Source organism: Streptomyces sp. NPDC059255, from assembly GCF_042752355.1.
GTDB lineage: Bacteria > Actinomycetota > Actinomycetes > Streptomycetales > Streptomycetaceae > Streptomyces.
Map to the genome: position 1 here is coordinate 16,841 of NZ_JBHYZP010000012.1, position 14,356 is coordinate 31,196.

The 14,356-nt window shown below is 72.7% G+C and carries 4 protein-coding genes; all 4 read left to right on the forward strand.

The features are described from left to right. Positions 1-27: 27 nt before the first annotated feature. Entirely contained in the window at positions 28-1,590 is a 1,563-nt protein-coding gene (locus ACFXKG_RS16540; protein ID WP_384838542.1) for a hypothetical protein, read from the forward strand. A gap of 349 nt (positions 1,591-1,939) precedes the next feature. After that, positions 1,940-2,860: a sterol desaturase family protein gene (locus ACFXKG_RS16545; RefSeq protein ID WP_384838545.1), complete on the forward strand. Its 921-nt coding sequence runs from the start codon at positions 1,940-1,942 to the stop codon at positions 2,858-2,860. 268 nt (positions 2,861-3,128) lie between these two features. Then, on the forward strand, positions 3,129-12,671 hold the full coding sequence (locus ACFXKG_RS16550; protein ID WP_384838547.1) for an amino acid adenylation domain-containing protein: 9,543 nt from the start codon (positions 3,129-3,131) through the stop codon (positions 12,669-12,671). Continuing rightward, positions 12,661-14,328 carry a phytoene desaturase family protein gene (locus ACFXKG_RS16555; RefSeq protein WP_384838550.1) on the forward strand — a complete coding sequence of 556 codons (1,668 nt, stop codon included), beginning with the start codon at positions 12,661-12,663 and terminating at the stop codon, positions 14,326-14,328. Before ACFXKG_RS16550 ends, ACFXKG_RS16555 begins: the two co-directional genes overlap by 11 nt. Positions 14,329-14,356 lie beyond the last annotated feature (28 nt).

The window sequence follows — 14,356 nt, forward strand, 5'->3', positions numbered from 1 at the left end:
GGGGCGGCGCCGGTGCAGCGTGGGGGCATGGCACAGACGCCGGCCGTGGCCTCGGGCCCGCGGGGCAGAAGCTCGGGGCCCGGCGCGGGCCGGGCCCGCGGCGTGACCGGAGCGGGCCGGCGGCTGGGGCCGCTCGGGCCGCTGGCGGTGGTCGCGGGCGCGTACACCCTGATCCAACTGGCCTTCGCGCTGCCCGGTTCGGGGCTCGGCTGGGACGAGACGGTGTACGTCAGCCAGGTCGGCCGGGACGCGGAGGCGGCGTTCTTCAGCGCGCCGCGCGCCCGGGGCATCACCTTCCTCATCGCACCGGTCACCGCGCTGACCACGTCCGTCGAGGCGCTGCGGGTCTTTCTGGCGCTGCTGTCGGGGGCCGGGCTCTTCCTCGCGCTGCGGGTGTGGCGGCGGCTGCTGCCGGTTCCCGTGCTGGCGCTCGCCGGGGCGCTCTTCGCGGGGCTGTGGATCACCGTGTTCTACGGTCCGCGGGTCATGCCCAACCTGTGGGTCGCCCTCGGTGCCCTCTTCACCGTGGGCTGCTTCCTGCGGGCCGCGCGGGAGCGCTCCGACCGCGCCGCGCTCGCCGGGGTCGGCGCCGGTCTGGCGTTCGTCGCGCTCATGCGGCCCGGCGACGCGTGCTGGCTCGCCCTCCCGCTCGCCGGGGCGGCGCTCCTCGTCCGGTCCTGGCGGCGTCCGGCGCTGGTGCTGGTGGTGGCCGGGGGCGTGGCCCTCGGCTGTGCCGAGTGGGTCGTCGAGGCGTACGTCAGCCACGGCGGCCTCCTCGCCCGGTTACGGCGGGCCGACGAGATCCAGGGAAACCTGGGCTGGCAGCCGGCGTTCGGCCATCAGCTCCGCTCGCTGGACGGACGGCTGCTCTGCCGTCCCTGTGACGTGCCGTGGCGGCAGCCGCTGACCGCGGTGTGGTGGTTCCTCGTACCGCCCTTGACGGCGGGCGGGGTGCTGGCCGCCGTGCGGCTGCGCCGGACGGCCGTCGTCCTGCTGCCGGCGCTGGCCGGTCTCACGCTGGCGGTGCCGTACCTGCTGCTCATCGGCTACGGGGCGGCGCGCTTCCTGCTTCCCGCGTACGCGCTGCTCGCGCTGCCCGCGGCGCTCTGCCTGACCTGGATCGGCCGGGCGGCGCGGCCCCGGCGGCCGGTCGTGGCCGCGCTGGCCGCGGTGCTGGCCGCGCATCTGGCCGTCCAGTACACGGTCCTGGACGGTGCGAGCGCGCGCAGCCGGATCAGCCGGACGGCGTTCGGCCGGGCGGCGGCCGAACTGCACCGCCAGGGGGTCGGGCCGCCCTGTGTGATCAGCGGCGCCGAGGCCGTCAGGATCGCCTTCCGCACCGGCTGCGCGTCGCGGCAGACCGGCGGTCACGACGCGAGCGTCACGCCGGCCGGGCTCGCCGCGCTCGCCCGGGGGCGCCCGGTGGCGGTGGTGGTCACGGACGGGAACGCGCCACCCGCGTACGCCCGTCACTGGCGGCTCCACCGGCTGCCGGAGCTGCCGGGGCTGCGGGACTGCCGCGCTTACCTGTCGCCGTCGGCGCGGCCGGTCCGTGACGCGCACGAGGGTGGCCGGGCCGCTCATCCGTAGGCGGCGCCGCGTCCAACCCCCCGCGCTGATGCCGCCCTCTACCCACGGCTCCGGTCACGAACCGTACGGGAGGCCACTCTTGAGGGTGGCTTTCCCGCTCCGCATGCGCGCGCAACCGCCCGCCTGGCCCGCCGGAGCTGCGTTCATGCCGCGCGGAGCGCCCTGCCTGGGTTGCGCCGGGGGCGTGCGCCGACGGCGTACTGGGCTGTTGAGCCTCCGTGCGCCGATCAGACGATATTGCTGCCCGTAGTTGATCCAACGCATGCTGTTACCTGACTCCTGGTGCGTGAAATGCCGGGAGAAAGTGCTGCCCGCTCCTGCCCACTTCCCCATCAGCGAAGGTTGCGACATGTCCGGTTCAACGTTGCGTGACGCGGGGCGGCCCGGGTCCGGAGCCGACGCACGCGCCATGGCGAAGGAGCTGCTCTCCCGTAGCTGCCACCCGCTTCTGCTGATCTCGGTCGCGGTGGTCTTCGCCGCCGCCGTGCGGTACGGCTGGGACACCGGCCTGGCGACGTTCGGCTTCCAGCTCTCGCTGCTCTGCTATCTCGCGGCGCTGGAGCGGCTGATCCCGTACGAGCGCGCCTGGCACCCCAGCCGCCGGGAGTGGCGCTGGTACGGGGTGTACTTCGTCCTCACGACGGTGGGCGGCACCCTGGCGCAGTCGCTGGTGGTGGCCGGCGCGGGCGCGCTCGCGACGGCCGATCCCCTGCTGCCCCTCTGGGCCGAGATACCCCTCGCCCTGCTGCTCGGCTCGCTGGCGGGCTACGCGGTGCACCGGCTCGGACACACCAACCGGTGGCTGTGGCGGCTGCACGGCGTGCACCACGTCCCCGACAAGGTGAATGTCGCCAACAACGGTGTCAATCACATCGCTGACGTCTTCATCTCCCAGGCGTTCGTCCAAGTGTCCCTGGCGATTGTCGGGTTCTCGGAGACGGCCGTGTTCGGAGCGGGCCTGTTCGTCATCGCCCAGGGATACTTCGTGCACGCCAACATCGCCGTCGCCCTCGGTCGGCTGAACCATGTGTTCGTGGGGCCCGAGCAGCACCGGCTGCACCACAGCACGGATCTGGCGGAAGCCGGGCACTACGGCTCGGACTTCTCCATCTGGGACCGGGCGTTCGGCAGCTTCACCTGGCGGCCGGGGCGCGAACCGGCCACGGTCGGCCTCGTGGACCCGCGGTCCTTCCCAGGGACCGGTGCGATCGTCGCCACCCTGGTCCACCCGGTGCGCCGGTCGCCCAAGGCCGGCGGCTCCACCGGCTGATCCTCTCCCCCTCCCCCTCGCCTCTCCCCTCCCTGCGCCCAACATCCCACGCCCGCACCACCCCTGCTCTCCCCTCCCCTCTCCTCCCCGCGCGTCCGTCCCCGCGCCCCTCCCTCCCTCACCTCACTGCTCACTCCCCATAAAACCCGCAATCCGCTCTCGCGTTCGCGCGCGCGGCATCCGGGCCCCGCCGGTCGCACCGGCGGCGGCACGGACGCCCGCGCCTGTCCTTCGCGCACGTTGCGTGTTGACCACCCAAGGAGCCGACATGGCTGAATCGCTCCGCACCACGCCTCCTGAGAAGATCGCGATCATCGGGATCGGCTGCCGCTTCCCCGGCGGCGCCAGTGACCACCGCACCTTCTGGCAGAACCTGCTCGACGGAAAGGACTGCATCAGACCGACGCCGCGCGACCGGTACGACGTGACCACGCTCGGCAGCAGGGACAAGGCCAAGCCGGGCCGGCTGGTGGGCGGCAGGGGCGGTTACATCGACGGCTTCGACGAGTTCGACCCCGCCTTCTTCGGCATCAGCCCCCGTGAGGCGGAGCACATGGACCCGCAGCAGCGGAAGCTGCTGGAGGTGTCCTGGGAAGCCCTGGAGGACGGCGGCCAGAAGCCGGCCGAGCTGGCGGGGAGCGATGTCGGTGTGTTCATCGGCGCGTTCACCCTGGACTACAAGATCGTCCAATTCGCCGACCTGCGGTTCGACACCCTGGCCGCGCACACGGCGACCGGCACGATGATGACGATGGTGTCCAACCGGATCTCGCACTGCTTCGACTTCCGCGGCCCCAGCCTCTCCATCGACACCGCGTGCAGTTCGTCCCTCGTCGCCGTGCACCTCGCCTGCGAGAGCCTGCGCCGCGGCGAGTCCACCCTCGCGCTGGCCGGCGGCACACTGCTGCATCTCACGCCGCAGTACACCATCGCCGAGACCAAGGGCGGTTTCCTCTCCCCGGAGGGCCGCTCCCGTACCTTCGACGCCGGTGCCGACGGCTACGTACGTGCCGAGGGGGTCGGTGTCATCGCGCTGAAGCGCCTGGCGGACGCCGTCCGCGACGGCGACCCCGTGCACGCGGTGGTCACGGCCAGCGGGGTCAACCAGGACGGCCGTACCAACGGCATCACCGTGCCCAGCGCGGACGCCCAGGTCACCCTGATCGAGCGGGTCTGCGCCGAGGCCCGGGTCGCGCCGGGCAGCCTCCAGTACGTCGAGGCCCACGGCACCTCCACGCCGGTCGGCGACCCCATCGAGGCCGCCGCGCTCGCCCGGGCGCTGGCCGTCGGCCGGGAGCCCGGCGCCGCCTGCTACGTCGGCTCGGTCAAGACCAACATCGGTCACTCGGAGTCGGCCGCCGGGATCGCCGGGCTCATCAAGACCGCCCTCAGCCTCAAGCACCGCACGATCGCTCCGCACATCAACCTGGAGCGGATCAACCCCGGAATCGACCTCGCCGCCGCCCCGTTCACCATCCCGACCCAGGTCACCGAGTGGCCCGCGCACGAGGGCCCGGCGCGCGCCGGCGTCAACTCCTTCGGCTTCGGCGGCACGAACGCGCACGTCCTGCTGGAGGAGGCGCCGCCGTCCACCCCTGTGGACGGGCCGACCCTCGCGGAGCGCCCCCGCTGCACCGTCCTCCCGCTGACCGCGCGGGACGCGTCCGCGCTGCCCGTCCTGGCGGAGGAGATCCACCGGGAGCTGACGGCCGCCGCTCCGGGCGGCGGGCCGGTGTCCTCCCTCGCCGACCTCGGGCACACCCTCACCCACCGCCGCCAGCACCACGACGCCCGGCTCTCCGTCGTCTACTCCTCCCGCGAGGACCTGGCCGAGGCGCTCCGTGCGGGGACCCGGGGCGAGGCTCACCCCCGGGTGCTCACCGGCCGTCGGCGTGACCCCGAACAGCGCCGACTGGCCTGGGTGTTCACCGGTATGGGGCCCCAGTGGTGGGGCATGGGACGCGAGCTGTTCGCCACGCAGCCCGTCTACCGCGAGGCGGTCGAGCGCTGCGACCGTGAGATCGCCGCCCTCACCGGCTGGTCCCTCGTCGAGGAGATGAGCGCGGACGCCACCAGCTCCCGGATGGCCGAGACCTGGCTCGCCCAGCCGGCCAACTTCGCCGTCCAACTCGGTCTCGCCGCGCTGTGGCGCGCCCATGGAGTGCGACCCGACGCCATCGTCGGCCACAGCACGGGCGAGGCCGCCGCGTTCTACGAGGCCGGGGTCTACAGCCTGAGCGACGCGGTACGGATCATCGTGCACCGCAGCCGCCTCCAGCAGCGGCTGGTGGGAACGGGGACGATGCTCGCCGTGGGGCTCGACGAGGAAGAGGCCGAGCGCCGGATCCTGCCGTACGGGGATCTGGTCTCCGTCGGCGCCGTCAACAGCCCGGCCTCTCTCACCCTCGCCGGGGACGAGGCGGCCCTGACGGCGCTCGCCGAGGAGCTCCGCGCCGACCAGGTCTTCGCCCGCTTCCTCTCCGTCCGGGTGCCGTACCACAGCGCCCTCATGGAGGGGATCAAGGACGAGCTGCTCGACTGCCTCGCCGGGATCGAGCCGCGCCCCGCCCGGGTACCCCTCTATCTGACGGGGCGGGAGGGCCTGGCGCACGGAACGGAACTCAACGCGGAGTACTGGTGGAGCAATGTCCGCGACAGCGTCCGGTTCCGGCCCGCCGTCGAGCGCCTGGCCGACGACGGCCACCGCGTCTTCCTGGAGATCGGCCCGCACCCCGTTCTCTCCCACTCGATCAAGGAGTGCCTGGAGAGCCGGGCCGCCGAGCCGGGCGCGGAGGTGGTGACGCTGCCGTCGATCCGCCGTGAGGAGGACGAGCCGCTCCGCTTCACCACCTCGCTCGCCGCGCTGCACAACCTGGGCACCGAGATCGCCTGGGACGTGCTCCAGCCCGGGGGCAGGACCGTACCGCTGCCTCGCTACCCGTGGAAGCGCGACCGGTACTGGCACGAGCCGCAGCCCGTGGCACAGGTCAGGCTCGGGCGGGAGGACCATCCGCTGCTCGGCCGCCGGCTGGCCACCACGGAGCCCGTGTGGGAGGCGCAGCTCGACGTGGAGCGCGCCCCCTACCTCGCCGACCACCGGATCCAGGGCCGGGCCCTGTTCCCCGCCGCGGGCTATCTCGAAATGGCCGCCCAGGCGGTGCGGGCGCTGACGGGCGGGACGGAGGCCGCGTTCGGCGCCGTGGAGTTCCGCAAGGCCCTCTTCCTCCCGGACGACACGTCCCGCACCGTACAGCTCGCGTACTCGCCGGAGAGCGCCGGCTTCACGGTCGCGACGGGCTCGGGTCCCGGCGAGGAGCGGGCCGTCCACGCGAGCGGTGTGGTCCGGTCCGGTCACCGCGCCGCGCAGCAGGCGCCGCTGGATCTCGACGGGATCAGGGCGCGCGGCGAGCGCCGGCTCGACGGTCCGGAGTGCTACGCCACGCTGAGCGGCCTCGGTTACCACTACGGGCCGGCGTTCCAGGGCATCGAGGAGGTGTGGACCGCGCCGGGCGAGGCGCTGGCGCGGATCCGTCCGCCCGAGGCGATCGGTGACGACGCCGCGAACCACCACCTCCACCCCGTACTGCTCGACTCCTGCTTCCAGACCCTGCTGACCGCGGGGCTCGGGGACGGCACGGACGGCGGTCCCGCCGAGGACGGCGCGGACGGGTCGACGGGCATCCTGCTGCCGCTCTCCATCGACGAGGTGCGCACCGGCCCGGTCGGCGACCGGCCGCTGTGGGTGCACGCCACCGTCACCCGGCGGCCCGCCGGTGAACTCGTCGGCGACATCACCCTCTACGGGGACGACGGTGCCCCGCTCGGGCACATCGGCGGGTTCCGGGCCGCCGATGTCGAGAAGGCGTCGACCAGTGTGGCGCTCGCCACGATCGACAACTGGCTCGCGGAACCGACCTGGACCGAGAGCCCCCTCGACACCACCGTGCCCGACACCACGGCCCCGGGCCGCTGGCTGCTCTTCGCGGACGCGCCCGGCGGGGTCGCGGACGCGCTGGCGGAACTCGTCACCGCGCGCGGGGGCCACTGCCATCTCGTACGGCCGGGTGCCGCGTACGCCACCCGGCTCGAAAGCGGCGCCTCCACGGTGGTCCCGGGCAGCGCCGACGATCTGCGCGCGCTCCTCGCCCAGTTGGCCGGGGACGGGGACGGAGACGGAGACGGGGCGGAACGGCCCGCAGGCGCCGCGCACACCACGGGCGTCGACACGATCGTCCATTTATGGAACCTCGACCTGCCGGCGCTGGACGACACCGAGCGTTCGCGTCTGGAGGAGCACAGCACGCTCGGGGCGTACTCCCTGGTCGCCCTCGCGCAGGCGCTCCAGGAGGACGCGCGCCAACTCGCCTCCCCCGCCGCCCTGCACATCGTCACGCGCGGTACGCAGGCCGTCGGCCGGGACGCTCCCGTGGAGCCGCTGGGCGCGCCCGCCTGGGGCATCGGCCGGGTGCTGCGCCATCAGGAGCTGACCGCACACCGGGGCACCCTGATCGACCTGGCCCCGTGCGACACGGACGGCACCGGCGACACCGACGGAGCCGGAAGCGCCGGCCCCGACCGGGCGCGGGAGGCGCGGGCGGTGCTGGACGAGGTCCTGGCCGCCGCCGCGCGGCAGGGCCCCGCCGAGGACGAGATCGCCCTGCGCGGCGACCGGCGTCTCCTGTGCAGGCTCACCCGCCCGCAGGATCTCACCCGTCCCCTCGCGCCACGGCTGCGCCCCGACGGCGCCTATCTCGTCACCGGCGCGTTCGGCGCGCTGGGGCAGCTCCTGTGCCGCTTCCTCGTCCGGCGCGGCGCCCGCCATCTCATCCTGGTGGGCCGCACCCCCCTGCCCGACCGCGCCACCTGGCGGGGGCTCGACCCGGAGTCGGCGGCGGGCCGGGGCGCCCGGTTCGTCAAGGAGCTGGAGGCCCTGGGCGCCCACCCCGTCCACGCCTGCCTGGACACCACGGACGAGCGGGCGCTGGACGCGTGGCTGACCGCGTACCGGGGTCAGGACGCCCCGCCCGTGCGCGGAGTGTTCCATCTCGCCGGGCATGTCAAGGACACCCTGGTCCCCGCCATGGACCGGGCCGCCTTCGACTCGGTCCTCGCCCCGAAGGCCGCCGGTGCCTGGCTGCTCCACCGCCGGCTGAGCGACGAGCCGCTGGACCACTTCGTCCTCTTCTCCTCCATCGCCTCGCTGCTCACCACGGCGGGCCAGGTCAACTACGCGGCGGGCAACGCCTTCCTGGACGCGCTGGCCCACCACCGCCGGGCCCGCGGGCTGCCCGCGCTCTCCGTCGACTGGGGCCCGTGGGCGACCGGCATGATCGAGGAGCTGGGCCTGGTACGGCACTACCGCACCAGCCGGGGCATGAGTTCGCTCTCCCCCGACGCGGGCATGGCCGTCCTGGAGCGCGTACTCGGCCAGGACCGCGCCCAGTTGCTGGTGGCGACGGTGGTCGACTGGAAGGTCTTCCTCGCCTGGTACGCGTCGCCGCCGCCGCTCGTCGCGGAGCTGGCCGCGGAGGCCGAGAGCGGCGCGGACGCGGGCGAGCACAGCAGCTTCCTCGACCTCTTCCGTACGGCGGACGAGGAGCGCCGCGCCGAACTCGTCGCCGAGCGCTTCTCGGTGGTGGCCTCGACGGTGCTGCGGGTGCCCACCGACCGGATCGACGGGACGAGCAGCCTCGCCGCCCTCGGTCTCGACTCGCTCCTCGCCATGGAGCTGCGCGCCCGGGTCCACGCCGAGACCGGTGTGGCCCTGCCGCTGGTGGCGCTGCTCAGCGGCGCTCCGGCGGGCGAGCTGAGCGATCAGCTGCACCAGGCGGCGGCAGCCCTCGTCGCGGAGGCGGCGGACGGAGCGGGCACGGCGGCGGAGGTGGAGATCCATGAGGACGAGTCCCGCCATCCCCTGACGCAGAACCAGAAAGCCCTGTGGTTCCTGAAGCAGCTCAACCCCGAGGGCTTCGCGTACAACATCGGCGGCGCCGTCGAGATCAGGACCAGGATCGAGCCGGAGCGGATGTTCACGGCGTTCCGCACCTTGGTGGAGCGGCATCCGATGCTGCGGGCCAACTTCACCATGGAGGACGGTCAGCCCGTCCAGCGCGTCTCGACGGCGAACGAACCGGACGTGGCCCTCTTCGATGTGCAGGGGCGCGTCTGGGACGACATCCACGACATGATCGTCCGCGAGTACCGCCGTCCGTACGATCTGGAGTGCGACCCGCTGGTCCGGTTCCGGCTGTTCAAGCGCGGCCCGGACCGCTGGATCGTGATGAAGGCCGTCCACCACATCATCTCCGACGCGATCTCCACGTTCACCTTCATCGAGGAACTCCTGTCGCTGTACGACGGGCTGTGCTCGGGCAGGCCGGTCGAGCTGCCGCCGGTGCCCGCCCGGTACCTCGACTTCCTCAACTGGCAGAACCGGTTCCTGGCCTCGCCGGACGCGCGGCGGATGCTGGATCACTGGCGGGCGAGTCTGCCCGCCGAGGTGCCGGCCCTGGACCTGCCCACGGACAGGCCGCGGCCCGCCGTGCAGACCCACAACGGCGCGTCCGAGTTCTTCGTCCTCGACACCGATCTCAGCGCCCGGGTGCACGCCCTGGCGCGCGAGCACGACGTCACCGTGTACATGGTGCTGCTGAGCGCCTACTACGTACTGCTGCACCGGTATTCGGGGCAGGACCAGATCATCGTTGGCTCCCCGGTGACCGGCCGTACGGAGGAGGAGTTCGGCTCCGTCTACGGCTACTTCGTCAATCCGCTGCCGCTGTACGCGGACCTGTCGGGCACCCCGTCCGTCGCGGCGCTCCTCGCCCAGGTCCGTCAGGTCGTCCTCGGCGGTCTCGACAACCAGGAGTACCCGTTCGTGCTGCTCGTCGAGGAGCTGGGCCTCCAGCACGACCCGAGCCGCTCGGCGGTCTTCCAGGCGATGTTCATCCTGCTCGCCCACAAGGTGGCGACGGAGCAGTACGGATACCGGCTGGAGTACATCGAACTCCCCGAGGAGGAAGGGCAGTTCGATCTGACGCTCTCGGCGTACGAGGACGAGGCGGAGCGGCGCTTCCACTGCGTGCTGAAGTACAACACCGACATCTTCCTGGCGGAAACGGTGGAGCGGATGGCCGCCCACTACGTCCATGTGCTGGACGCCCTCACCAGCGTTCCCGCCGAGGAACCGGTGGCGCGGCTGGATCTGCTCGGGGCCCGGGAGCGCGCCCGTATCCTGGGCGCGCCCGCCTCGCGGGGCCGGGCGCTGCCGCACGACGTGCCGGTGCACCGGCTGATCTCCGAGGCCGCGGCCCGGGCGCCGGAGGCCGTCGCGGTCACCGTACCGTCCGAGTCGGGCGGGACCCGGCGGCTGACCTACGGGGAGCTGGAGCACGGTGCCCGGCTGCTGTCCGGCCGGCTGCGTGAGCGGGGTATCGGGCGCGGGGACGTCGTCGCCGTCTGCCTCGACAAGTCACCGGAGCTGATCGTCGCGCTGCTGGCAGTCCTCAAGGCGGGCGCCGCGTATCTGCCGCTCGACCCGGCCCATCCCACCGACCGGCTCACCCTCATGGCGGAGAACGCGGGGGCGGCGCTCGTCGTCACCGGCGCCGGGGAGCGGGAGCGGTTCGCGGGGCTGGGGGCCGCGCTGCTCACCGAGGTCCCCGGCGTGCCGGGGGCCGAGAGCGCGGCGGAGAGCGCGCGGCCGGAGGCGGACGACGCGCCCGTCGACCTGGACGCGCCCGCCTATGTCATCCACACGTCGGGGTCGACGGGCCGGCCCAAGGCGGTACGGGTCAGCCACCGGGCGCTCGCGGCGGTCCGCGCGGCGTGGCACGAGGAGTACGGGCTCGACGCGGCGCCGGGGGTCCACCTCCAGATGGCGGGTGTCTCGTTCGACGTGTTCACGGGGGATCTCGTCCGGGCCCTGTGCTCGGGCGGCCGGCTCGTCCTGATCGGCCGTGACCTGCTGCTCAACACGGCCCGGCTGTACGGGACGATGACCGGCGAGGGGGTCGACTGCGCCGAGTTCGTCCCCGCGGTGGCCCGAGCCCTGATGGAGCACTGCGCCCACGGTGGGCACCGGCTGGACTTCATGCGGCTGATGATCGTCGGCTCCGACGCCTGGAAGGTCGAGGAGTACGAGCGGCTGCGTGCCCTGTGCGGTCCGGGGACCCGGGTCATCAACTCGTACGGCCTGACGGAGGCGGCCGTCGACAGCGCGTACTTCGAGGGCCCGGCGGACGGGCTCGCTCCGAACCAGCTCGTGCCGATCGGCAGGCCCCTGCCGAACTGCTCGCTGCACATCCTCGACGAGCACCGCGACCTCGTGCCGCCCGGGGTGACCGGCGAACTCTGGGTCGGCGGCGCGGGGCTCGCCCTCGGTTACGCGGGCGACCCGGAGCAGACCGCGGAGCGCTTCGTGGAGCTGACGCTGGGGCGTGGCCCCGGGGCGGCGCCCGAGCGGCTCTACCGCACGGGCGACCTGGCCCGGCGGGACGCCCGGGGGCTGGTCCACCTCCTCGGCCGCGCCGACGCGCAGCTCAAGGTGCGCGGCCACCGGATCGAGCCGGGCGAGATCGAGTCGCTGCTGGTCTCCCTGCCGGGGCTGAGCCGGGCGGTCGTCACCGTCCGCGCCGACGCCCACGGCGAGTCCGTGCTGTGCGCGTACTACGTCCCGGTGGCGGGGGCCGCGCCGGACGCGGGCGAGCTGCGCCGGCATCTCGCCACCCGGCTGCCCACCTATCTGATCCCGGCGCGCTTCACGGCGCTGGACGCCCTGCCGCTCACCGCGAACGGCAAGGTCGACGTCGCCTCGCTGCCCGAGCCGCCGGCCGAGTCCGGCGAGGAGAGCCACGAGCCGCCGGTCACCCTCTACGAGCAGCGGATGGCGGCGCACTGGCAGTCCCTGCTCTCCCAGGAACAGGTGGGGCTGCGCAGCGACTTCTTCGCGTCGGGCGGCAGCTCCATCAAGCTGATCGAGCTGATCCACCGGCTCCAGGCCGAGTTCAACATCACCGTGCCGGTCAGTCTGCTCTTCAAGGTCACGACGCTGCACGGCATGGCGAAGACGGTCGAGTCGATCATCACCGGCGAGATCTCCGGCGGAAGCCCGTACCTGACCTTCAACGCCGGCCGGGGCCCGACCCTGTTCTGCTTCCCGCCGGCGGGCGGGCACGGCCTCGTCTACCGGAGGTTCGCCGAGCACCTGCCCCATCATGAGCTCGTCGCGTTCAACCATGTCGACGGCGACGACAAGGTGATCCGTTACGCGGATCTCGTCGAGTCGCTCCGCCCGGACGGCGCCTGCTCGCTCTTCGGATACTCCCTCGGCGGCAATCTCGCCTTCGAGGTCGCCAAGGAACTCGAACGGCGCGGGCGCGCGGTCCCCCATGTGGTGATCATGGACTCGTACCGGATCGTGGAGGCCCAGGCGCTCGCGGACGAGCACATCGAGGCGTTCGAGAACGAACTGCGCGGCCATCTGCGCCGCCACACCGGCTCCACGGCGGTCACCGACGCGACCCTCGCCCAGGCCAGGGAGTACCTGGACTTCTGCGGACGTACGCCCAACACCGGCACCGTCTCGGGCACGGTCAGTGTGATCTCCGACGAACGGAAGACGGCGTTCTACGCGGCGGGGCAGCGCGGCACCTGGCACGGCACCTCGACCAGCCGTACGGAGCTGCTGCGCGGCCACGGCACGCACGCGGAGATGCTCGACGAGAAGTACCTGGCGCGGAACGCCGAACTCACCCTCGCCGTCATGACCGGAGCCACCGACCTCGCCGGAGATGAGCCCCATGTCGCGTGAGAACCGTCCCGTCTGGCAGCCGCGTGAGCGGGCGCCGGGCGACCGTCCCCGCGTCATCGTCATCGGCGCCGGCATCGGCGGTCTGTCCACCGGCTGCTACGCGGAGATGAGCGGCGCCGAGACCCGGATCTTCGAGCGGCACGTCCTGCCGGGAGGGTGCTGCACGGCCTGGTCCCGGCAGGGGTACGTCTTCGACTACTGCATCGAGTGGCTCACCGGCACCGGCCGGAACAACGACGCCAACCGGTTGTGGCGGGAGCTGGGCGCCCTCGACGGCAAGAGCATCGCGAACTTCGAGATGTTCAACACCGTCGTCGACGAGTCCGGCCGGGCGGTGACCTTCTACAACGACCCCGACCGGCTGGAGGCGCATCTCCTGGAGATCTCGCCCGCCGACGCCAAGCCGATCCGTGCCTTCTGCCGCGACCTGCGGCGCTTCATCGCCATCAACCACTATCCGTTCCTCACCCCGCCGCCCCTCCAGTCGGTCCGGGAGAAGCTCGCCACGCTGCGGATCGTCCTGCCGGACTTCCTGCTGTTCTGGCGGACGGCGGCGACCCGGATGGAGCGGTTCACGGAGCGGTTCCAGGATCCGCTGCTGCGCCGGGCGTTCCCGTTCATCTTCTTCCAGGACCACGAGGTCTTCCCGCTGCTGCCCTACCTGTTCAACATGGCCAGCGCCCACCACAGCAACGCCGGGTTCCCGCAGGGCGGCTCGCTGGGGCTGGCGCGCTCGGTCGAGGAGCGGTACACCTCGCTGGGCGGACGGGTCGACTACCGGGCGCGGGTGGAGCGCGTCCTGGTCGAGAACGACCGGGCGATCGGGGTGGAGCTGCGCGGCGGGGAGCGGCACTACGCCGACCATGTGGTCGCCACCTGCGACGGCTACACCACGATCAACAAGCTGCTGGGCGGCGCGTACTCCAGCCCGAAGGTCGACACCCTCTTCAACGAGATGATGGACCGCCCGGAGATGCTCTACCCGGGGGTCGTCTCCGCCTTCGTCGGCCTCAAGGGCGAGTTCGGCGAGCGGGAGCGGCACAGCACCACCTATCTGCTCTCCGACGAGGACTGCGCGGCCCTGCCGAGCGTGAGTCAGAAGAGCCTGGTCGTGCAGCTCCGTTCGCGGTACTCGGACGGCTTCGCGCCGCCCGGGAAGTCCGTCGTGCACTGCACCTACTTCAGCGACTACGCGTACTGGAAGCAGTTGCGGCGCACGGACCGCAAGGGGTACTGGGCGCGCAAGCAGGAGGTGGCCGACTTCGTACGGGCCTTCCTGGAGCGGCACCATCCGGGCATCGGACCGGCCATCGAGGTCATCGACGTGGCGTCGCCCGTGACCACGGAGCGGTACACGGGGGTGCAGGGCGGCTCCATCCTCGCGTGGAAGTCGTTCACCGACGCCGACGACGTGATCACCGCGCTGATCAACAAGGACCGGATGCGGCTGCCGGGGCTGCGCGGCTTCTCGCTGGCCGGGCAGTGGTTCGGCGGCGGGAGCCTGATCAAGGCGGCGTCGAGCGGACGGTTCGTGACGCAGTACCTCTGCGCGGAGCTGGGCCTGGAGTTCCGGGCCTGGGAGAGCGGCGGCACCGAGCCCTGGCACCCGGGAAAGCTGGGGAAGCTGCCGCAGCTCGAACAGCGGGGAGTCCGGTGAGCGCCACCGCGGCCGACCGCCGGGAACA